Origin of the sequence: Pseudophaeobacter profundi (assembly GCF_029697505.1) — a bacterium.
In the GTDB taxonomy this organism is placed as follows: domain Bacteria; phylum Pseudomonadota; class Alphaproteobacteria; order Rhodobacterales; family Rhodobacteraceae; genus Pseudophaeobacter; species Pseudophaeobacter profundi.
On sequence record NZ_JARJEF010000018.1, the window covers coordinates 1 to 21,568 of the forward strand.

A 21,568-nucleotide genomic window follows, 5' to 3' on the forward strand; every position below is an offset into this window, starting at 1 on the left:
AGCTTCCTGCTCCTTGATCATTTGGATGATCTGTTCGTCCGTGAATCTCGTCTTCATTTGTCCGTCCTTCGGTTGGGCGGACTCTACACAAAACTGGAGGAAATTCAGGGGCTCAGGTCACTTCGACCTTATCTTCGTTCACTTTTTACTGACTTCCTGCACTGTGGCGCTGCGAAATGCGGCGTGGGGTTGCAGAGCGTTCACTACGACCGTGCGCCGGACTTCGTTGATTCTGGCTAACTGGTCCTCGATGAGGAAATGATCATCAGACCGGGGAAATGGGTTCCTGTTTTCTCAACAATTCATTGGCTTCAAATCCGGTGGTCGGGCTCCGTGGCTGCTTCAACGATCGCCAGAACATCGAAGGGGTCAAAGCCGATGGCCCGGGCGAGGACGACCAGTTCGACGACGTCGACCCGGCGCTGGCCGCTTTCAATGCGCGCCACGAGGGATTGATGGCACTTGAGCTTGACCGCCAAGTCCTCCTGACCGAGGCCCGCTTTGATGCGCGCGTCGACCAACGCCTGGCAGAGTGCCACCTGTCCCTTGCTTCTGATTGTCTTTGCCACGCGTCACATACCTTTTGTGACGTCGCTAGCGGATGAAATCTGTTATCTAAAAAGTAGATATATGAGGGTGTTATCGGCGTCTGGTTTCCATGGGCTGCAAGTCTGATGCTCCCGAGGTTGCCCATCAATCCCCTACCAATTGCAGAAATCGGCCGTAGTCCTCACTGACCTCCCTCGCTTCCTCGAACGCGCGGGCCCGTTCACCGTCGAGGCAACGGAAGTAGCTCTGGATATCCTGAATGTAATCTTCGAAGTCGCCGCGGATGATATCCGCATAGTCCCGCGCCGCCTGCGAATCGCTTGGCAGGAAAGGACGGGCCGGGGCGAAGCAGGATTCCGCCAAAACCGGCCCGGGAACGCAGATTAGAAGGATCATAGCTTGCAATGGGAGCAGGCATGTCAACCTTGGGTTTCTCAAACCTGTTATCTCCTTGATCGCAGACACTGGCCGTGACTAGTGTTTGCGTGACCAAACTACAGCTAAAGCACGATATTACATCTTGCGGTTGATAGTATACTATCGTAACTCTGGGCTTCAAGTGGGAATGCCTGGGGTCGCGCCATTGGAGAAAGCGTGAGCCGGGCCATGAACTGGGACATCGAAGCACCAAATGTGGTTACGGAAGCCAGGTTCCGCGAGCTCGTGGAAAGCGGCTATAGCGCAGAAATCCTGTGCCAGGAGTCGGCACATAAGAAAGGCCCCAGCTATTACGGGGTCTGGATCATGCGCGTTGTCTCTGATGACGGGGTGGAAAAGCTCCTGGTCACCGCCCGCACGCGGACGACCTACAACGATATCAAGATCCGCGAGTTCAAGACGATCTCCGGCGTGGTGTCTTTCTTCATTGGCCTTGGTTTTGCGCATGTCGACCTGCCGCTTGAGGCGGGGACAAGCCGTACGCACAAACTTGCGCCGCCAGACAAAGCCCCATCAGACAAGGACGCTGGCAGCTAACCTCGTCTGTCTCTGGCTGGTCGCAGCACCTGCCTCAGCTCAAATGGTCCTGGTCATGGAGAGCGACGGCTCCCTGATCCCGTCACGCTCCCAAAGCAGCTTTGCTCGAAACTACAATGACGGGATTGGTCAGGGTTCGGCCTCCGATGGGATCGCGATCTTCGGCGAGGTAGAGGCCGAGCAAGAGGGCGTCCAAGTCGCGGCCCTTGCCCGCCCGACTCCCCTGCCCCGCGCCGATGTCCTCTCCGGGATTCAGACCACGGCCTTGCGCTATGCCGGCCATCCCGGCCTGCGTCGCGCGGGGCTTTCCGTGACGGATTGGCTGGCTCTCTATCGGGCGAATATCGAGGTTGAGAGCGCCTACCGGCAGGATGCGATCTCACACGCGGGCGCCATTGGCCTTGGTCAGCTTATGCCCGACACCGCGCGCGACCTCGGCGTCGACCCGCGCGATCCACAACAGAACCTCGACGGTTCCGCTCGCTACCTCGCGATGATGCTGGAAAGCTTCGGCGATCCGCATCTGGCGCTTGCCGCCTACAACGCTGGGCCGGAAGCAGTGCGCCAACACGGTGGCATTCCCCCTTACCGAGAAACCCAGAACCACGTGGCCCGCGTCATGGCCGTTGTGGCCCGATTGGAAGGATCAAATTCATGAGACAGATTTCAAACCTCTTTGTCGCCTCGCTGGCACTATCCCTGCTCATTGCCGAGCCCGCACTTGCACAGAGCATCGATCTCTCCCCGATCCAAAGCCTGTTGCAGGGCATTGTCGATGCGCTGACCGGACCTCTTGGTGTGGTCATCGCCACACTCGCGGTCCTCGGCGTTTTCTTGAGCTGGTTCTTCAACATCATCGATCTGCGCCAGGCGCTTTGGGTGCTTGTCGGGATCGCCGGTGTCGCCGCCGCCCCCACCATCGTTGCCGCGGTCTTTGCCGGTGGCTGAGCGCGCGCCTCTCTTCCTCGGCCTCGTGCGCCCGCCGAAGCTTCTGGGCCTGCCCATCATGTACGCGATGGTCTGGCTCTTCGGTTCGGTGCTCTTGTTCGTCTGGGTCCAGCACATCGCGGTGCTGGGTTTCGCCGCCCTGCTCTATCCCGTGCTCTGGAAGGCCGCCGATTGGGACCCGCGTTTTATCGACGTGATGATGACCGCGCTGCAGGAGACGCCACCCACGCGAAACCGCAGCATCCATGGCGGGGACAGCTATGCCCCGTGATGACACCCGTGATGCTGCGCTCGACCCCCGCACAATGACGCCGGATTGGTATGCGCGCGAGACCCGCCTCGCGCATATGCTGCCCTATGTGAGCCTCGTTGACGACCAGACCGTGCGGACCCGGGTGAATGAACTCTTCCGCTGCATCCGGCTCGAGGGGATCAACAGCTACACGACGGACGATGCCTATCTCGACAAGGTGACAGCGCTTTTTGCCCGCATCATCGCGCAGCTTGGGCCGGAATTCAGCTATTACGTCCACAAGGTCTCCAAGGCCATCAAACCTGATCTCGACCCCATCCGTGAGGACAGCTTCGCGGGCGAGGTGGACCGGCGCTGGCGCGCAAAACTCGAGACCAGCGGGCTCCGCGACAAAACACTGACGCTCACCGTCATTCACCGCCCGCCCCCCAAAAGCCTACTGCCGTTTCTCAGCCGCAGCGCGCCCGATCGGTTGAAGGAGGAAACCCGCAAGCGCCTGCAGCGCCTCGGCGAGGCCGTGAACGTCTTCCTCTCGGGGCTCACCGAGCTCAAGCCGCGCCTGCTGTCAGCCGCATCGGGGGAATTGGTGGGGTTTCTGGGCGCGCTCAACACGGGAACAGAGCTGCCGCTCTACCCGGCAAACACCTACGGCTTTTTGTCCTTCAACGTCGCCAATACCCGCGTGACGTTTCATGGCGATCATTTCGAGCTTTCCGAAGGCGTTGTGGGCCATCGCTACGGCAAAAGTTTCACCATCGGGGAATACTCGGAAGGCACCTCCTGCACCATGTTCGACATGCTGAACCTGCCGGTCGACATGATCGTCACGCATTCCTTCACCCCGATCAATTCGAACCTCATGGCGGGCCGCATCAAACGGCAAAAGCGCCAGATGCAGGCCAGCCAGGACGCGGCCCTCTCGCTCCTAGAAGCCCTCGATATCGCCGCCGATGATCTCGAGGCCAAGCGCCAAAGCTTCGGCGAACACCACATGGTCGTGACGCTCTTTTGCGACACGCTCGAAGAACTGCAAACCCTCAGCGCCGAGATCGTGAACGCCGCCGCAACCGAAGGCGTGAAGATGATTGGCGAGCGGGTCGCGGCCAAGGCGCATTACCTCAGCCAGCACCCCGGCAACCAGCCAAAGCGCGTCCGCGCCAGCGCCGTCACCAACCGCAACTTCGCGGATTTTGCGGCCTTCCACCGGACACAGCTCGGCAAACCTGCAGCACTTACCCCCTGGGGCCGGGTCGTCACATATTTGCCCACGCCGGAGCAGAGCGCCTACCGGTTTTCCTATCACGAGCAGGGCTCGCCTGACAAAGAACCGACCAGCGGCCATACCCTGATCATGGGGCGGCCCGGGTCCGGCAAATCGGTGCTGTCAGCCTTTCTGATGACCCAGGCCCGTCGCGCAGGGGCGCGGATCTTCGTCTTTGATTACCGTCTTGGCATGGAGATGGCGGTGCGCGCCAATGGCGGGCGCTACGCGTCTCTGAACGCCGGCCAGCCCACGGGTCTCAACCCGCTCTGGACAGAGACCGATGCCCGCGGCACCGCCTGGCTCTCGGACTGGCTTACGACCTTGCTCTACCGCGACGACAAGCCTCTGACGCCGGCACAGACCAACCGCATCCAGGAAGTCGTGCGCCAGAATGCCCAGGCCACCAACCCGGCCCTGCGGAACTGGCGGGATTTCGCATCGCTGTTCGTCTCCACCGATGATGGCGGCGATCTGCACCAGCGACTGCTCGAGTGGACCGAGGACGGCCGCTATGGCTGGATCTTCGGGCAGAGCCTCGAGGACACGTTCTCGCTCAAGGGCGATGTCGTTGGCTTCGATCTCACTGGCATTCTCGACAGCGAGGCCGACAAGGAGCGGATGGCGGTCCTTTCCTATCTCTTCCGGCGGGTCGAACGCGAGATCGAGGATCGCCGCCCCACCATCATCGTGATCGACGAGGCCTGGAAGGCCCTCGATAACGCGTATTTCGCCGAACGGCTGTCGAACTGGCTGGTGACCGCGCGCAAGCAGAACACCGTCGCGGTGATGATGACGCAATACGCGAGCCAGCTCGAGCGCACCCGGACCGGCAAGACCATCGTCGAAGCCGTTCCGACGCAGATCCTGCTCCCCAATATCCGCGCGCAGCCTGCGGATTACGCCATGCTGAACCTCACGGAGAAGGAGCTCGACGTCCTTCTCAACACGGGCAGCAACAGCCGCCTCGCACTGATCCGCGACGATCAGGGCTCAATCGTCGTCGATGCCGATCTGAGCGCCCTTGGGCCCAATCTCACCATCCTTGGTGGCATGGAAAAGGGCGAAGCGCTTGTCGGCGCCGATTACCGCACCCGCCCAGATTTTTGGAGGCTTTCATGATCCGTATTCTTGTCGCTTTGGCTGCGCTCGGCGCTTTAGCCTCCTGCGCCCAGTACCAGGAACCGCAGGCCAATTGCTTCACCTTCCTAGCCTCGACAGCCCCTGTCGCGCCTGATTGCACCTTCACGCCTCTCGATGCGCCGGAGGGCGACATTGAAGTCTAGCCTGCCTCATATCCTCGCATTTTGCTTGCTGCCCGGTCTCGGATTCGCCCAAGGCGTGCCGACCAATGACAGTGGGCTGACCGCGCGTGACATCGTCGAGACCGGCGATCGCGAGGCTGACTTGGCCGTTCAGTCGGACAAGCTTGCCGTGCGCGAACTCATTGCCGAGATCGAACGGGAGCAGCTGGAAACCCTGCAACGCATCCTTGATGCCCAGACCAGCTTCGGCGGTCAGGGCTTGCCAGCTATGGTCTCGGGGCTGGAAAGCGGCAGCGGGGATCCGGCCCGGTCAGTCGAGGCGGTCTATGGCACGGGCGAGATCGATCCCAATCCCGGCGGTGAACAGATGTTTGGGGATGCGTCTGAGACCATCGAGCAGCTCATCATCCGCGTGGCTCAGGAGACCAGTGGCTTTGCGGGTGTTGGCCGCGCGGGTCTTTCCCCCGTCCAATGGCGCGCGCTGCTGCAAGCGCTGATCTGGCAGGAGAGCCGGTTTACGATTGGGGCACGGTCTCCCGTCGGCGCCTATGGTCTCACCCAGATCATGCCGGGCACGGCCAGCGATCTGGGCATCAACCCGGAATATTACGACAGCCCCTACCTTCAGGTGCATGGCGGCGCGCGCTATCTCGCGACCCAGCTCAACACATTCGATGGCAACATCATCAACGCCCTCGCGGCCTATAACGCCGGACCCGGCCGGGTCTTCGAGTATGGCGGCGTTCCGCCCTTTCGCGAGACCCAGCACTACGTCCAGGTGATCCCCGAACGCTACAATCTCTATCTGACCCGTATCGGCGGGATCGATGCGCTCGGCACGATCGATCCGGCCCTTCTCGCCAATGCCAACCTCTCACTCACGGGTCATGGGGCGGCCTTTTATGGCAGCAACTCACCAGCCGCGATCCGCCAAGCCGCCCTGCGTATTGCGGATATCGTCGAGCGGATTTCCGATACAGAGGACGTGCAGGAAAGCATCGCGCTCAACACCTATGCGCGCGCCGAACTGGTGCGCCTCGTCTCCGCCCGCATAAGGCTTCAGGCAGCCCGCACCCGTGTCCTTTCTGCCGAGGAGCTGGCCCAGGCCAGCGCCCGCATGGCCGAAGGCGCGTTCATGGATTTTACGATCAGGGAGATTGAATGATGAGACGGAAGTTTCTGAGAGCGGCCTTGGCCACAACGCTTGGAATTGGCCTGCATCTGGGAGCCCTCTCCCCTGCCGCAGCGCAAGGCGTGCCCGTCGTCGATACCCAGAACATCGCGCAAAACATCCAGCAGCTCCGGCAGATGATCGAGGACGAGATTCTGCAAAACGAGCAGCTGACGCAGCTCCGCGAACAGCTTGCCACACTCACGGACCAACTCGCGGAGCTGCAAAGAACCTACGAGGCCCTCACCCGCCTCGCCGAGCTTCCAGAAATCATCCGGACGGAAATGGAAGACGAGTTGAACGGTCTGCTCGACCAGGAGTTCGGGGACATCCTTGCGACGATTGAGGCGATCAAGACGGGGGATTTCTCCGGCCTGTCCGGTTCTGGCGCAGGCGAGATCGAAACCCAGATGGACCGGGTGCTGGCCGACCTCGGTTTTGACGAGGACACCCTCTCGGAAATGGCCACGAGCGGCAATGCAGGCGCGAACCGCGTGGCCACGCAGGCAACAACCGGCGCACTCGTCTCAGCCGCCGCCCAAAACAGCTATGAGGACGCTGGCCAATCGCTTGAGCGGGTAGACCGCCTTGTCGGGCTCATCGACGACATGGAAGAGCTCAAGCAAAGCGTCGATCTCAACACGCGCGTGACCGCGGAGCTCGCCATTGCGCTGGTCGCCATGTGGCAACTCGAAGCCATCCAGACCGTGGGCGATGGCACCGGCGGCGTGATCGATGCCGCCACCATCGCCGAAGAACAGCGCTTCATGGATTTCACCTTGCCAGACGTCCGGGCAGACTGATCGTGGGGGCCTGACGGGTGGCGACTGAACAAGAAATCATCGAGGAAGAACTGGTCTACGGTGCCCTGCGCCGCGAACGACTCTGGCAACGCCTTGGTCTGACAGGTCTTGTCTTCGGTATCATCGGCTGTCTGAGCGCAGCAGCAGTCGCGATCCTCGATGTCGACCCACCCCCCGTCGTTGTCCCCTATGATCCCGCTACTGGTTTTGCCCTGCCCGAGGCGTCCGTTGGGGCCACATCCGTCACCGCCAACCAGGCGATCATCGAGGCGGAGGTGTTCCGCTATGTGACCGACCGGGAGGTCTACAACCAGCTCGACAACGATCTGCGCATCCGCAGCGTCCTGCGCCGCTCGGACGGGGCCGCCGAGAGCGGGCTGCGCCAGATCTGGAACAGCGCCAACGAGAATTACCCGCCGACGGTCTATGGCCCCAATGCTCGGCTCGACGTGGAAATCCTCAGCATCAACCGGATCGGAACCAACCGCGCGACGGTCCGCCTGCGCAAGCGCCTGACGTCCATTAACGGCACCCAGACCGGCCTCTTCACTGCGACGCTTCTCTTCGAGTTCCGCCCGGAGACCCGCCGCTCCATCGATGAGGTCTGGACCAATCCATTCGGCTTCACCGTCCTCGAATATTCCATCCGCTCCGACAGATTGGAGAACTGACGTTGTTGTTTCTAAGATCGCTTATTTTTGTCATTGCCCTGTTGCCCGGCCTCGCCTCTGCCGAAGCCATCCCGCGTGGCGGTCCCAACGACAGCCGGGTGCGCTTGGCCACCTACCAGGAGGGTCAGGTCTACCGTCTCAGCGTGTCGCTCACCCATGTGACCACCATCGAGTTCGGGATCGGCGAAAGCATCCGTTCGATCATCGCTGGCGACACGGAAGGCTTCGAGATCGACGGCGTGCCCGGCGGTCAGGCCTTCGCGATCAAGCCCGTCGCGCGTGGCGTCCATACCAATGTGACCGTCTATACGAACCGCCGGAGCTACTACTTCAACGTCCAGGAGGTCCGCAGCCCAACCTTCTACGTGGTGCAGTTCCGCTATCCGGACGACGCTGCGCGCCCGACCCGGGCCATCGCGGCCCAAGCGCCGAACTACAACTACGGTGCCAGCGCGCGGACCGAGTTCACGCCAACCCGCATCTGGGATGACGGGACGTTCACGTATTTCGCGTTTCCAAGAAACGCGCCTGTGCCCGCGATCTTCCGCTACGCGGGCGGCCGCGAGCGCACGGTCAACACGCAAACTCCTGAAGACGGCGTGATCCGCGTCAGCGGCGTGAACCGCCAATGGGTCCTGCGACTTGGCGAAGAGGTGGTCTGCATCGAGGCGATCCCGCCCGCGGAGGCCACCTCATGAGCGATACCGAGAACACCGAGCTGGAAAGGCGCCTCGCCGCCCTTGAGAAAGGCAGTGCCCGCGCCCCCACGGCGGCGCAGCGCCGGTCGCCCCTTCTCGCGCTGATCGTGGTCCTCGTCATCGGCGCAGGTGGTGCCCTGCTTTATCTCCTCTCACAGCCCGACGAAGAGGAAGCCTTGCCAACGGCCACCCCGGACGTCTTCCAAAACGAAGGGGATGGCTTTGGCGCTATCGAGACCTTGCCTCCGCCCGAGCCCGAGGTTGTGTTTGTCGGACCCGATCCAGTCGAGCCGAACGCGGAGCTTCTGGCGCAGATCACCGCCCTGCAGGCCCAGATTGAGGAGTTGCGCAACGCCCCTGAACCGATCGTCGAAGAAGACACCGCCGCCGCAGAGGCGATCGACGCGCTGACCGCTCAGATTGCGGCGCTGCAAGCCGCCTCGGAAGCCGCACAGCAACGATTTCAGGACGAACTGACGGCGCGGGATCGCAGCCTTGAGCAACTCCGCATGGATCTGGAACTGGCCCAACTCGAGGCCAGCCGACCGCAACCCGCGCCAGTGGGCCCCACGGAAGATGAGCTGCGCGCACGCGAAGAAGAGCGACTGCGCCGCGAGGAAGAAGCCCGGCGCATGGCCGAGCTGGAGCGCCGCGCCGCGGAGGAACGCGCCTTCCAGGAGCGGCGCATCGCCTCTCCCACCATCGCTTTTGGCGGTGCCTCCGGAGCGAATGAAACGGCTCTGACCGAACGCACTTTTGGCGAGGTGACGGATTTCGTGCTGAACGGGGCGCTGCCCTCTACCGTGACGCAGGCCGAGGTGATCGCCAATCCCTCCAACACCGTCATCCAGGGCACCATGATCCAGGCCGTCATGGAAACTGCCCTCGACAGCTCCCTGCCCGGCCAAACCCGTGCCGTGGTTTCCGAGGATGTCTACAGCGTCGATGGCGCGCGCCTCTTGATCCCCCGCGGATCCCGCCTCATCGGGCGCTACCGCGCCGGCGTCGATATCGCGCAGCGCCGCGTCACGATTGCCTGGGACCGGATCATCCTGCCCGACAACCAGACCGTCCAGATCAGTTCATTCGGGGGTGATGAACTGGGCCGTTCTGGCGTCACGGGTTTCGTGGACACACGCTTCGCCGAGCGTTTCGGGTCGGCCGCCCTGATCTCGCTGATTTCCGCGGCACCAAGTGCCGCCGCCTCAGAGGTCCAGGATGAGACTGCCGCCGACGTTCTCGAAGACGTTGGCGATGATCTGGCAGATGCCACGGACAGCGTCATAGGCGATTACCTCTCCATCGGCCCCGTCATCTATGTCGACCAGGGCGCGCGCGTCACGGTCATGGTCGACCGCGATCTGGAGATATTCTGAGCCCATGTCGCTGAGCTATCTCGAAACCTCGCTCGACCGGATCGACGCCGCCGCTCGCGACGATGTCATCGAGATCTGCATCAACCCTGACGGCACCTGCTGGGGCGAATTCCAGGGCGATCACTTCATGCGCGCGCTGGACCAGAGGCTGACCGGCGTTCAGGTCAGGGACCTCGGCAACCAGATCGCCTCATCGGCCAATACCACGATGAGCAAGGACCGCCCCATCGTGTCGGTTTCGATCACCTACAAGGGGCGCCCGATCCGCGCACAGGTCATCACCCCGCCCGCCGTGCTCTCGGCCATGTCGATCAGCCTGCGGTTCTTCTCAAGCCTGCCACTCGAGGGCATTGCGCTCGATTTCCTCTACGGAAAAGAGCGCAAGCTCGAAGACCTACGCGTCGAAAAAAAGCGCGCCTTACGTGCCGTGGTGGCCGCGGGTTTGATCGATGATGCGCTCGCCTTCTGCGTCGAGAACAAACTCAACATGATCGTCTCGGGTGGCACCTCCACCGGCAAGACCGTCGCCGCGCGCAAGATCCTCTCTCACGTACCGGCCGAGGAACGCATCGTCACCATCGAAGAAGCGGCCGAGCTTCTGCCGATCCAGCCAAATGCCGTGACCCTCATCGCCAATCGCGATGCGGAATTCCAATCCGCCGATGTGTTGCTCACGGCAACCCTGCGCATGCGCCCCGACCGGATTATCCTCGGCGAGGTGCGCGGCAAGGAGGCCATGACCTTTCTGGAAGCCATCAACACCGGCCATGGCGGCTCGATGACCACGCTGCATGCCGAAACCCCGCAACTGGCCGTGCAGCGGCTCGCGATCGCCGCGCTCAAAACCGAGATACCGATGACCTATGCCGACATGATCCAGTACATCGAAAATTCCATCGATGTGATCATCCAGGCCGGTCGCCATGACGGCAAACGCGGCATCACCGAATTCTACCTGCCCGGCGCAACTGAGATTGGAATTTCCCCATGAAGACCTTTGAATACAATATCCTGTCCTTTCCCATGACCCGTAAGACCAGCCTCTCCGACATGCAGGCCAGCCTGAACGAGAAGGGCGCAGACGGGTGGGAGGTGGTGTCGATCAGCACTTCGGAATTCGCCAATATCGGGCACACCGTTTTCCTAAAGCGCGAAACCACACCCGCTGGAGCCACGGCATGAGGCAAGCGCGCTGTACCCTTGTGCTGGCGGCGCTGGTCCTGGGACTGACGGCCGCCCCCACTTTCGCCGAGCGCAACCTGGTGCCGACCCTCGAGCGCAGGTTCACCGTCTGCCCGGACCGGCCCGCCGAGCCCGTCTGGATGCAGGAGATCCCCCTGCGCCAAGCCTATCAGCGGGTTCTGGTTCAGGACATCTATCGCGCCCAGAATCTCGAGCGGGTCGTCGAGATCGGCAACTGCGACTGCACGACCCGGTTCCCGTCCTGGGACGCTGCCGAGGCCGTGTTTCGGGAGAGCTACGCGAGCGACGAACGATGGGAAATGCTCGAAGCCTCGGATGGCTACAACCGCCGCGCCAACGCCGCCCGAACTGCCGCCAAGGCCATCTGCGACGCCGCAGGTAATTGGTAAGGCAGCCCCGCGATGAGTGTCGTCACCTATTTCGTTGAAACCTCCCAAGCCTATCTCGACACCGCCGCTGAGACCCAGTTTGGTGCGGTTGCGGCAACGGTCGGCACGCTCCTGGTTTTGGGGACAACGCTGGTGGTGATCCTCGTCGGCATCAACATGATCTATCAATATCGGGCCATGGATGGGCACACAGCCTTCTGGCTCGCGGTCAAGATCGGGCTCATCGGGATATTCGCGACCAATTGGATGCAGTTCAACGCGTTTTCGTCTGCCATTCTGTATGGGATCGACAGTATCGCGGGCGCGCTGGTGGCCTCCGTCGGCGGCGGCAGTCCGGGGCCCTCTGGAACTTTCGCTGAAGAATTCGACCGGCTGATCGCGGAGCTGGGCGACTATCTGAACGCTGCCGGGTCCGAGCTGAACTGGATGGCCGGCGCCATGCTCGACATCGTCGGTGTGCTTCTGCTCTCGATCCTCGGAGGGCTGGCCGCCTTCATCCTCGTGGCCTCCCGACTGATGATCGCGCTTCTGATCGGAATCGCCCCGGTGATGATTTTCCTGACCCTCTTCGAGGTCACCAAGGATTATTTCGCGCGCTGGCTGTCCGCGCTGATTTCCTTTGCGCTGTACCCCATCGTCGTCGCAGGCGTGTTCGCAACGATCACAGGCGTTTCCTCCGCGCTCATCGGTGAACTAGGCGATCCCGAAGGGGCATCAAACATCGGCGCGCTCATCCCCTTCTTCATGATGGTGCTCATGGCCAAGGGCTTCATTATCGCCACGCCCTTCATCGTCCGTGCGATCTCCGGCAACATCATGATGCCTGCCCTCTCCGGCGGCCTTGGTGGCGGATACAGCTTCGCTCGCGCAGCGATGGGCAGCCAGCAAGCCTACAACCGCTATCTGATCGGCGGTGCGAGCGGCGCAGAATACGCAGCCCTCAGGGCGCGGCAGTTCTTTGGCGTGCAGCAGATGCCTGCAAGGCAAGGCATGGGGCAGACGGGTTCCGCGGGCGGCACAGGGTCTGCAGACTCAGGGTCAAAAATGCTAGCGCAGCTGGCGAGACTGGGACGGCTTGGGCGACGGTGACGGGTCTAATGAGTTCAGCCTGGAGCTATGATTGAATTTGGGTGAAGCGCGTCATCAGGCGGCGCGGTTTTCGGTATCGTTGTCTGCTCAGGCAGGGGCGAGGCGACAGTCCTCGGCATCACTTTCTTCCTCACCATCATCTGGGACCTTACTGAGGCTATCGTCGTCGACTTCACGCTCGGCTCGGTTCTCTTCATTCACCGCATGAGCCGCATGCGCGTTTCGCATGATGGCGGGCACTGATTTCAGCTGATCGTGGGCAGCGATTTCACGGGAAGGCGGGCACCTGTTTCACGCGATCGCGGGCATTGATTTCACGCGATCATGGGCAGGACTGGCCAACGAACTGCAGTTACTCCGTCTCCTGAAGAACAGGAGGATCGGAATGCCGACAGGACGTTTGACCATGCGCCGTATTCGGGACGTATTGAGATTGAAATTTGCCCAAGGGCTGAGCGAGCGTGCGATTGCCGCGTCGCTGGGACTTGGGAAAGGAAGTGTTGGGACCTACCTGCGCCGCGCGCGTGACGCTGGCTTGGCGTGGCCGCTGCCGGAAGGTCTGGATGACGACAGCCTCGAGCTGTTGTTGTTTCCAAACGCGTCAGATGTATCCGATCCGGACCGTCCGGTTCCGGATTGGGCGGCGGTGGACAAAGAGCTGCGCCGGCGCAGCGTGACCCGCATATTGCTGTGGCAGGAATATCGTGCGCAGCACCCCAATGGGTTTGGTTACACTTGGTTTTGCACCCATTTTGAGGCGTGGAAGGGCCGCGTCCGGCCAAGCATGCGGCAATCACATGTCGGCGGCGAGAAGGTATTTATCGATTTTGCGGGTGACACGATCGACATTGTCGATCCGGCTACGGGGGAGATCAGCGAGGCCAAGCTGTTTGTCGCGGCGATGGGTGCCTCGAGCTATACCTACGCTGTGGCTGTCGCCAGCGAAGGGCTTGAGGACTGGATTGCGGCCCATGTCGGAATGTTCGCTTATCTGGGCGGCGTGCCGCAGGTCGTCGTGCCCGACAATCTCAAGTCAGCTGTGATCAAGGCAGACCGGTATGATCCCGGCTTGAACCGGACCTATGCTGAAATGGCGGAACATTACGGCACGGCGATTCTGCCGGCGCGCGTGCGCAAACCCAAAGACAAAGCCAAGGTTGAGGTGGCCGTTCAGGTTGCCCAACGCTGGATCCTCGCGCGGTTGCGCAATCATAGGTTCTTCTCGCTGGCAGAGCTGAATGCCGCCATCCGGCCGTTGCTGGACGAACTGAACATGCGTGTCATGCGCGATTATGGGGCAAGCCGGGCGGATCTGTTTGCGACGCTCGATCGCCCGAACCTGCAGCCATTGCCAGCAGAACCCTATGTCTTTGCGCGCTGGAAACGTGCCCGTGTTGCGCCGGATTATCACATCGAGGTGGATCGCTGCTGGTATTCTGTGCCGTTCAGCCTGATCCGGCAGGTGGTTGACGCGCGCATCACCCACAGAACCGTGGAAGTCTTCCATCGTGGCACCCGCGTCGCCAGTCACATGCGCGACCCCGGACACCGCAGCCATATCACGGTGCCAGAGCATATGCCTTCGGCCCACCGCCGCTATGCGGAATGGTCGCCTGCGCGGATCCTGAGCAGTGCTGCAAAGCTGGGACCATCGGTAGCTGCGTTTTGCGACATCGTGATGCAGGACAGGCCGCATCCCGAGCAGGGCTTTCGGACCTGCCTGGGCATACTGTCGCTGGCCAGAAGCTTTGAGCCGCAGCGGATTGATGCTGCGTGTCGTCGCGGGATCAGCATCAAGGCTCGGTCGGTCTCATCCATCCGTTCCATCCTGAAGACCGGCCTTGATCAGGCTTTCATGGAGCCAGAACCCGACGAACTGCCGCTGCAACACCCCAACATCCGCGGCCAGAAATATTATCACTGAAAAGGAGACGACCCTTGCTGACACATCCTACTTGCGACCGCCTGGAGGCGATCGGGCTGACCGGTATGGCACAGGCCCTGCACGAGCAGCGCCGCGCTGGCGCCATGTTCGAAAGCCTCAGCTTCGAAGAAAGGCTGGGCCTGCTTGTCGATCGCGAAACAGCAGAGCGTGACGCCAAGAGACTGGCAACCCGGTTGCGCTTTGCCGCCCTGCGTCACGCAGCCTGCGTTGAAGATATTGATATGCGCAGCCCGCGCGGCATCGATGCAGGTGTCATGGCGCATCTGATCGATGGTGGCTGGATCAACCGCCATGAGAATCTGCTGATCACTGGCCCAACAGGCTTGGGAAAAAGCTGGATTGCCTGCGCCCTCGAAAACAAGGCCTGCCGCGATGACCGGCGCGTCGTTTATCACCGCGTGCCCCGCCTGTTCCAGATGCTGGCCATTGCCAGAGGCGATGGGCGGCATGCCCGTGTCCTCAAGGCGATCGAACGCACTGAATTGTTGATCCTCGATGATTGGGGGCTGTCAGTTCTGTCACCGACCGAGCGTCGCGACCTGCTTGAAATCCTCGATGATCGCCAAGGTCGTGGCTCGACCATTGTGACCAGCCAGCTGCCTGTCGATCAATGGTTCGAGGTGATCGGAGATCCTACCCTCGCAGATGCCATCCTTGACCGCCTTGTCCATAATGCACACCGCCTGACGCTCATCGGCGACAGCATGCGCAGAAAAATGAGCACGATGAAAACGCTTGACCAGGGCGTCGCGCCCTGACTCTATATCACCTGTTGGCCAGCCTGCCCGAGGGCATGAAATGGCTGCCCGCGATGCCGTGAAATGCGTGCCCGAGATCACGCGAAATCACTGCCCAACTTCCGCGAAATGCGCACCGCACAACCGAGGTTGCATAGGACGGTGCCTTTGCCGACCGCGACGAAGCCGACAGCGCCCACCCTCGCGGCGAGTACTACAAGCAGCAGGCCGCTAACCCCGATGTCGTCATCTACCAGATCACCGGTGCGTTGTTCTTTGTCGCGACCGCTTCGATCCGCATGGAACACAATCGACTTGTGCGACCTGCCGAACGGGTGCGCTGCACCCGCATCTGGTAGCGGGCTGTCAAGTCGGCACACTGTCAAAACCTATGAAACAGAAGAACCAGCGGTTTTCCTTTTGGCGGTCATGCTCCGATCTATGGCGTGCGCAGCTTGGAGTTCTCACTCAAGCGTTTCATCAAGATCATCACCCGTACTAACTTTGCTGGCAACGATCCGGCCATCCTCCAGCGTCAGGATGCGGTCGGCGCGGTCAAGGATGCGATTGTCGTGGGTGACAAGCAGCGTTGTTGTGCCTCGCTCTGCCCCAAGCCGCTTAAGCAGATCGACAACCTCTGCAGCGCTGTCCTTGTCGAGTGCCGCAGTCGGCTCGTCCGCCAGGACCATGGCAGGATTGCCGACCAGCGCCCGGGCAACGGCGACGCGCTGTTTCTGTCCGCCGGACAGATTGGCCGACAGATAATCCACGCGATCAGATAGGCCAACAAGGCTCAGGGCGCGTGCAGCGGCGCGGCGGGTCAGGTCGTCTTTCACGCCGGTGCGGACCTGCACGCCCATCATCACATTCTGCAATGCGGTCAGGCTTTCATGCAGGTTGTGGGATTGAAAGATGAAGCCAAGTCGCCAGCGCAGCGCGGTCAGTTCCGCCTCTGTCGCACCGCACAGTTCTTGCCCCATCAGTTGCACCGAGCCGTCCTGCACCGCACGCAGGCATCCCAGTAAGGTCAACACCGTCGTCTTGCCTGATCCCGATGGCCCCATCAGCACGGTCAGACTGCCGCGCGGCAGTGCAAGATTGATGTTAAACAAGGCCTGCTTGCGCGCTTCTCCGGTACCGAACCAATGGTTCAGCCCGTGCGCCTCGACGATCATGTCACGGTTCATCGGCACCTCCATCAGAATAGGTCGGCAGGATCGGCAGCCGCGAGGCGACGCGTGGCAATCACACCGGACAGGACAGAAAAGATCACCGTTCCGGCAAACACGATCACCGCCATGCCCGGCGTCATCGCAAGCGGCAGGGTCGTCACCTTGCCCATAAGCGTGAGGATCCCCGTGCCGACGGCAAGACCCGGCAGGAACCCGAGGATGCCCAGAACCAGCGCCTCTTCGACGACAATGCTCAGAAAGAACCAGGGACCATAGCCCATGGCCTTGAAGGTCGCGTATTCGCGCAGGTGATCAGCGACATCTGCAGAAAGCACCTGATAGACGATGACCAGCCCGACCAGAACGCCAATCAGCACGCCAAAGCCAAAGATCACACCGGTAGGCCGCTGTGTTTGCTGATAGCGCAGGTCCTCTTGTGCCGCCTCAGCAAAGCTGCGGATCCGGATCTTATCGTCCGAGATCAGGCCGCGCAGGCGTTCAGTCACAACCGCAACATCCGCACCAGAGCGCAGACGCAAAAGAATGTGGTCCGGTGCTCCCGATGTGCGAGAGGCGAACAAAGACAGAAAAGTCTGGTCGGAAACCAGCATGTAACCATCCCCCCCAAAACCACCTCCGCCCGCGAAGGTGTCGAGAGCAGTGAGCGTACGGCCTTGGGTCTCGAAAGACAGTGGCGTTTGAGGGCGGATCGCGGCGGCATCCTCGCGCGAAAGGCCACGGGCCAACCGATCAAGGATTGCCACGTCCTGCACTTGCAACAAAACTGCATCCCCGGCGATATCAGGTGCCAGAAACCCCGGCTGGCCGGGATCTACGCCGAAGGTGGTAAAGGTGATGTCCTTGTCACCCCGATCCCACGGGGCATTGCCGACGAACAGCCCCATGCCGGCAATCACGTCCGAGTCAGCAAAAGATTGCAACATCCACTGCCGCGCGACATTCCCGCCCTCGGCCAACGCATTGGCATCGGCGGCAGAGATCATGATATCGGCCAGGAAGAAATCGTAGGGGCGCAGCGTGGCAGTCGCCATGGAGTTCATGATCCCCAACTGGACGAAGACCAGTACATTGGCAAAGGCGACTCCAGAAAGCGCAGCTATAAAACCGCCCCTTTTGTGGGTCAGTTGCAGCCAGCCTATTGGCAGGCGGCCAAACACCCATTGCAGAAGGCGGCTCATTGTCCGATCCGCGCTGTCGCACCCGTATCAATGCGCGCAACGGCCTCAAGTCCCACATAGCGCGCGGCAAGGGCTGAAGATCCGTCATCAAGTGAGACAAGGACCCGAATCACCCGTGCATCGGAATTGGCAGCGGCATCATCGGAAATCAACCCTTGGCGTCCCACGGTCAGCCCAATGCCTTGCACCGTCCCACGCAAGGATTGCCCCAGCGCGGGGGCCGCCAGCTCAACCGGTTGGCCAACCGCAACGGCGGCAACCCTGTCCTGCCAGATTTCGACCTCGGCCATCATGTGGCTGATATCGCCCATTTCCATGATCCCTTCGGCGGGCGGGCGCTGCCCCGGTGTTGCATGAATATCAAGGATCGTGCCATCAATAGGCGCGCGCACCTCGGCGCGGGCAAGGTCCATCCGGGCGCGCGTCATTTCGGCTTCTGCGGCAGCCACGTTGCGGGCCGCGACGACGACATCTGGCTGGTCATCCAGGGCAAGGGCCGTAAAGCGTGCCAGCGTGGCCCGCGCGCGCGCCACTGCAAGTGCGGATTCCTCTGCCGCCGTGCGCGTGGCGTCCAAAGTCGCATCAGTCGCCACGCCGCGGTCTGCAAGATCTTCGGTGCGCGCGAGATTGCGATCAGCCTCGCGCGCGGACGCACGCGCCTGATCAAGTGTCGCCTGCGCCTCGGCCCGGCTGGCGGCAACCGCACTTCGGGTCTGGGCAAGTGTTGCCTGCCGCACAGCAAGATTGGCCTCGGCCATCAACACGGCCCCTTCGAAGGCCTGAGCATTGTCGAGCCGCGCAACCGACGTGCCACGGGTCACCCTGTCGCCGACCGCGACAAGAAGCTCGGCCACCCGCGCGTCGCCAGCCCCGTATGGAGCCGCCACAATTGCCACATCGCCGCGTGGCATCAACCGGGCCAGCCCGACTACATCCGTCGGCAACAGCGTTTCGGCCATCTCCTCCGGCATTTCGATTTCGGGGGGCAGCGCAATTGGGCTATCGGCCCCGCCACCGGGTTGCAGGCCAGTTAGAGCATAGAACTTTTGCAGTCCGGTCGGCTGGTAGTACATGCCAATCACCCCACCAGAGAACATGAACACCGGAAGCAGCAGGACAAGCAGGTAGCGCTTACGGAAAAAGCGGCGCTTTTTCTGCCGGGTGTGCTCGGTGGGTTCAGACGCCAAGCCCAGATCGAGCGGTAGATCGTGAGCATCTTTGGTAGGCATGTTAAATGTCCTTCGCGTTGCCATCTTGCGCGGCGGGGTCCGCCGCCCTTGCGTACTTACATGATGAAGTCATCAAGGGTGATGCCATCATCGGCGTTCTTGTCGAGTTGGGTGAACCACTCGTCCGTAACAGCGAGGAATGCTTCCCGCCCCACACGGCCATCGCCATCAGCAATATGTCGTGGGCGACAGCCTGAATCAGGTCGCCCAGCTGGCCCTCATAGTCGGCCAGTTCATTGACGCTTCGCGATCAAATCCATGACCGCTGATCGACCGGAATGTCCCACGCCCTCCGAAAGGATAACCTCATAAGCTTCCAGCTTATGAACGAGCATATCGCTGAACCGATTACGCAGAAGATCTTCAGTGTAGAGAAAATCGGCACAAGGCGGCCCACCTGTGCCGTATTCCAATTGCCTTTGGCCATAGCCATGCAGAAAGATCAGGCCCCCCGATTTCGTCGCAATCTTCATCCCCTCAAACATACGATCCCGCAGTTCAGGGGCTGCGAACTGAATGAAGATTCCAACCACGACATCGTATTGTGCCGCCGACCAATCATAGTCTGCAGCATCTGCCACGCTGAACGAAACATCGACGCCCCGCTTGGCTGCCAGTTTCCGCGCCTTTTCAACGGCAACTCCCGATGCATCCCAGGCCGTTACTTGATACCCATTTTCCGCCAACCAAACCGAATTGCGCCCTTCCCCATCGGCGACGCACAGCACCCGTGCCGAGGCCGGGAATAAGTGCGCATTGGACAGCAGTGCGTTCGTCGGCTCTGTTCCGTAGAAGTAAGCACTTCCCTTGTATCGATCGTCCCAATCGCTCATTCAGCCGCCTTTGGAACGATGTTGCCAACCAAAGCCTCCCAGGCATCGTATTGTGACAGAAAAACACGCCCATTCAGGCCATCAAGGAGGTGAGACCTTTGCAATCGGTCCATCACGGGACCTTTAACCTCTGAGAGATGCAGAGCAACGCCCATGTCTTTCAGCCGGTGATTGATCGCTTCCAGACTTTCGAGGGCGGAGTAATCGACTTCGTTCACCGCAGAGAAGATCAAAACCACGTTCCGAACATCGCAGCCATTGGTGACACGTTTCTGTACAAAATCTTCGAGGAACCGGGCATTCACGAAATAGAGGCTTTCGTCCACACGAAGAGAGACGAGCGCGGGATCCGTTTCGACATTGTGCCGGTGTATATTGCGGAAGTGCTGCGTTCCCGGCACCAGGCCGACCTCTGCGACGTGGGGACGTGATGTCTTGTAGAGATGCAACAGGACCGAGATTGCAACGCCAGAAGCTACACCGATCTCGACACCAAGGCCGAGGGTCAAGAAGACCGTCGTTGCGACTGCAGTGAAATCGGCGCGAGAGTATCCCCAAGTTTTCTTAAGGATCGAGAGGTCTACAAGACTCAGAACCGCAACGATAATGGTCGCCGCAAGCGTCGCATTTGGCAGGTAGTAGACCAGCGGAGTAAGGGCCACCGCAGCAATCGCGAGGCCGATCGCCGTAAATGCCCCGGCCGCAGGAGTTTCAGCCCCGGCGTCAAAGTTCACGACCGAGCGCGCAAATCCGCCGGTGACAGGATAACCCCCGGTAAACGCCGCGCCAAGGTTCGCAGCACCGAGGCCGATCAGCTCCTGGTCGGGATCGATACGTTGGCGTTTTTTGGCGGCCAGGGTCTGTGCCACTGATACGGATTCCACGAACCCAATGACCGAGATGAGAATTGCGGGCACCAGAAGTGCGCTGACAAGATCGGGCGAGAGGCCGGGCAACGTCAGGGGCGGCAGGCTTTGCGGCACGTCGCCCACGATCTTTACACCTTGACCGTCGAGGCCAAGGCCCCAAACAGCCAGTGTCGTCGTGACAACGGCTGCCACCGGTCCGGCCTTTGTCAGGATGTCGGCCATCAGGTTAGGTGTGCCAAGCCGTCGGAGTGTTGGCTTGAGGTTCTTGCGCACCCAGAACAGGAAGCCGGTCGCCACAACGCCAATCACGACTGTGATCCAATTGATCTCGGACAGATGCACGAAGATCGAACCGAGCATTTCCGGCAGAGTGTGTCCAGACGCGCTCACGCCCAGAATATGCTTGAGCTGGCTTGTAGCGATCAGGATTCCGGAAGCAGTAATGAAACCCGCAATCACCGGGTGGCTTAGAAAGTTGGCGAGAAACCCAAGCCGGAACACACCCATCAGCATCAGGATTCCGCCTGACAAGAATGCAAGAGTGAGCGCGGCCACTGCGTAGCCCGCTGTCCCCTGCTCTGCTACTTGACCGATAGCAGACGCTGTAAGAAGCGAGACAACGGCAACGGGTCCAACGGCCAACGCCCGGCTTGTTCCGAAGATCGCGTAGAGGACGATCGGGGCAATCGATGCATAGATCCCCGCCTCAGGTGGCAGCCCTGCCAGCAGGGCATAGGCAAGCGATTGCGGAATCAGCATGATCGTCACGATCACCGCCGCGATCATGTCGTTCGAAAAAGCGTTGCGGTCGTAAGTGCGGCCCCAGTCCAAGACAGGGATGTAGCGGCGAAGATGTTCGATCATTTTATCGTCCAGATAAAGGGACAGACGGAGCGAACCCGCTCCGCCCGCCGGTCATCGCGCATAAAGCGA

At 61.1% G+C, this 21,568-nt stretch carries 25 protein-coding genes; 18 read left to right on the forward strand and 7 right to left on the reverse strand.

Features of this window, described 5'->3' with window-relative positions; all coding sequences use genetic code 11:
- On the forward strand, nt 1–240 hold a 240-nt coding region (locus P2081_RS18845), incomplete at its 5' end, for a hypothetical protein (protein ID WP_278924348.1).
- Between the two features lie 71 nt (nt 241–311).
- On the opposite strand, the gene P2081_RS18850 is transcribed toward P2081_RS18845, so the two are convergent.
- Both P2081_RS18850 and P2081_RS18855 read right to left on the reverse strand, forming a co-directional pair.
- A complete protein-coding gene (locus P2081_RS18850; protein WP_024099345.1) occupies nt 312–569 on the reverse strand; it encodes a helix-turn-helix domain-containing protein in 258 nt (85 codons plus the stop codon).
- 124 nt (nt 570–693) lie between these two features.
- Nucleotides 694–945 carry a hypothetical protein gene (locus tag P2081_RS18855; RefSeq protein ID WP_040104423.1) on the reverse strand — a complete coding sequence of 84 codons (252 nt, stop codon included), beginning with the start codon at nt 943–945 and terminating at the stop codon, nt 694–696.
- 210 nt (nt 946–1,155) lie between these two features.
- On the opposite strand from P2081_RS18855, the gene P2081_RS18860 reads away from it, so the two are divergent.
- From P2081_RS18860 to istB, 17 genes are all read left to right on the forward strand, one after another.
- Nucleotides 1,156–1,524, forward strand: a complete 369-nt coding sequence (locus P2081_RS18860; RefSeq protein WP_024099343.1) for a hypothetical protein — start codon at nt 1,156–1,158, stop codon at nt 1,522–1,524.
- 43 nt (nt 1,525–1,567) lie between these two features.
- Nucleotides 1,568–2,182, forward strand: a complete 615-nt coding sequence (locus P2081_RS18865) for a lytic transglycosylase domain-containing protein (RefSeq protein WP_024099342.1) — start codon at nt 1,568–1,570, stop codon at nt 2,180–2,182.
- Entirely contained in the window at nt 2,179–2,472 is a 294-nt protein-coding gene (locus P2081_RS18870) for a TrbC/VirB2 family protein (RefSeq protein ID WP_024099341.1), read from the forward strand. Before P2081_RS18865 ends, P2081_RS18870 begins: the two co-directional genes overlap by 4 nt.
- A complete protein-coding gene (locus P2081_RS18875) occupies nt 2,465–2,743 on the forward strand; it encodes a VirB3 family type IV secretion system protein (protein WP_040104433.1) in 279 nt (92 codons plus the stop codon). The genes P2081_RS18870 and P2081_RS18875 overlap by 8 nt, the downstream gene beginning before the upstream one ends.
- On the forward strand, nt 2,733–5,108 hold the full coding sequence (locus P2081_RS18880) for a VirB4 family type IV secretion/conjugal transfer ATPase (protein ID WP_278924349.1): 2,376 nt from the start codon (nt 2,733–2,735) through the stop codon (nt 5,106–5,108). Before P2081_RS18875 ends, P2081_RS18880 begins: the two co-directional genes overlap by 11 nt.
- Nucleotides 5,105–5,272: a hypothetical protein gene (locus tag P2081_RS18885; protein WP_278924350.1), complete on the forward strand. Its 168-nt coding sequence runs from the start codon at nt 5,105–5,107 to the stop codon at nt 5,270–5,272. Before P2081_RS18880 ends, P2081_RS18885 begins: the two co-directional genes overlap by 4 nt.
- Nucleotides 5,262–6,416 (forward strand): lytic transglycosylase domain-containing protein, encoded by a 1,155-nt coding sequence (locus P2081_RS18890; RefSeq protein WP_278924351.1) that lies wholly within the window; start codon nt 5,262–5,264, stop codon nt 6,414–6,416. The genes P2081_RS18885 and P2081_RS18890 overlap by 11 nt, the downstream gene beginning before the upstream one ends.
- Nucleotides 6,416–7,225, forward strand: coding sequence for a type IV secretion system protein (locus P2081_RS18895; protein ID WP_278924391.1), 810 nt, complete (start codon nt 6,416–6,418; stop codon nt 7,223–7,225). The genes P2081_RS18890 and P2081_RS18895 overlap by 1 nt, the downstream gene beginning before the upstream one ends.
- Nucleotides 7,226–7,242: 17 nt before the next feature.
- Nucleotides 7,243–7,896 carry a VirB8 family type IV secretion system protein gene (locus P2081_RS18900; RefSeq protein WP_278924352.1) on the forward strand — a complete coding sequence of 218 codons (654 nt, stop codon included), beginning with the start codon at nt 7,243–7,245 and terminating at the stop codon, nt 7,894–7,896.
- 2 nt (nt 7,897–7,898) lie between these two features.
- Nucleotides 7,899–8,594 carry a TrbG/VirB9 family P-type conjugative transfer protein gene (locus P2081_RS18905; protein ID WP_278924353.1) on the forward strand — a complete coding sequence of 232 codons (696 nt, stop codon included), beginning with the start codon at nt 7,899–7,901 and terminating at the stop codon, nt 8,592–8,594.
- Nucleotides 8,591–9,970: a TraB/TrbI/VirB10 family type IV secretion system protein gene (locus P2081_RS18910; RefSeq protein ID WP_278924354.1), complete on the forward strand. Its 1,380-nt coding sequence runs from the start codon at nt 8,591–8,593 to the stop codon at nt 9,968–9,970. Before P2081_RS18905 ends, P2081_RS18910 begins: the two co-directional genes overlap by 4 nt.
- Before the next feature lie 4 nt (nt 9,971–9,974).
- On the forward strand, nt 9,975–10,961 hold the full coding sequence (locus P2081_RS18915) for an ATPase, T2SS/T4P/T4SS family (RefSeq protein WP_278924355.1): 987 nt from the start codon (nt 9,975–9,977) through the stop codon (nt 10,959–10,961).
- Entirely contained in the window at nt 10,958–11,152 is a 195-nt protein-coding gene (locus P2081_RS18920) for a DUF4177 domain-containing protein (protein WP_012187154.1), read from the forward strand. Before P2081_RS18915 ends, P2081_RS18920 begins: the two co-directional genes overlap by 4 nt.
- Complete coding sequence (locus P2081_RS18925; protein ID WP_278924356.1) at nt 11,149–11,562, forward strand: hypothetical protein; 414 nt, start codon at nt 11,149–11,151, stop codon at nt 11,560–11,562. The genes P2081_RS18920 and P2081_RS18925 overlap by 4 nt, the downstream gene beginning before the upstream one ends.
- A gap of 12 nt (nt 11,563–11,574) precedes the next feature.
- Nucleotides 11,575–12,651: a TrbL/VirB6 family protein gene (locus tag P2081_RS18930; RefSeq protein ID WP_278924357.1), complete on the forward strand. Its 1,077-nt coding sequence runs from the start codon at nt 11,575–11,577 to the stop codon at nt 12,649–12,651.
- A gap of 385 nt (nt 12,652–13,036) precedes the next feature.
- Entirely contained in the window at nt 13,037–14,575 is a 1,539-nt protein-coding gene (gene istA / locus P2081_RS18935) for an IS21 family transposase (RefSeq protein WP_278924358.1), read from the forward strand.
- A 14-nt stretch (nt 14,576–14,589) separates the two neighbouring features.
- Entirely contained in the window at nt 14,590–15,354 is a 765-nt protein-coding gene (gene istB / locus P2081_RS18940) for an IS21-like element helper ATPase IstB (protein ID WP_278924359.1), read from the forward strand.
- Between the two features lie 443 nt (nt 15,355–15,797).
- Here the strand turns inward: istB and P2081_RS18945 are convergent, their stop codons facing one another.
- The 5 genes from P2081_RS18945 to P2081_RS18965 all read right to left on the reverse strand — a co-directional run bounded on the left by P2081_RS18945 (nt 15,798) and on the right by P2081_RS18965 (nt 21,499).
- The gene (locus P2081_RS18945) at nt 15,798–16,520 is read right to left on the reverse strand and encodes an ATP-binding cassette domain-containing protein (protein WP_278924360.1); all 723 of its coding nucleotides are present in this window, start codon (nt 16,518–16,520) and stop codon (nt 15,798–15,800) included.
- A gap of 11 nt (nt 16,521–16,531) precedes the next feature.
- On the reverse strand, nt 16,532–17,704 hold the full coding sequence (locus P2081_RS18950; protein ID WP_278924361.1) for an FtsX-like permease family protein: 1,173 nt from the start codon (nt 17,702–17,704) through the stop codon (nt 16,532–16,534).
- A complete protein-coding gene (locus P2081_RS18955) occupies nt 17,701–18,933 on the reverse strand; it encodes an HlyD family efflux transporter periplasmic adaptor subunit (RefSeq protein WP_278924362.1) in 1,233 nt (410 codons plus the stop codon). Before P2081_RS18955 ends, P2081_RS18950 begins: the two co-directional genes overlap by 4 nt.
- A gap of 233 nt (nt 18,934–19,166) precedes the next feature.
- Nucleotides 19,167–19,766, reverse strand: a complete 600-nt coding sequence (locus P2081_RS18960) for a class I SAM-dependent methyltransferase (RefSeq protein ID WP_278924363.1) — start codon at nt 19,764–19,766, stop codon at nt 19,167–19,169.
- Nucleotides 19,763–21,499 (reverse strand): SulP family inorganic anion transporter, encoded by a 1,737-nt coding sequence (locus P2081_RS18965; RefSeq protein WP_278924364.1) that lies wholly within the window; start codon nt 21,497–21,499, stop codon nt 19,763–19,765. The genes P2081_RS18960 and P2081_RS18965 overlap by 4 nt, the downstream gene beginning before the upstream one ends.
- Nucleotides 21,500–21,568 lie beyond the last annotated feature (69 nt).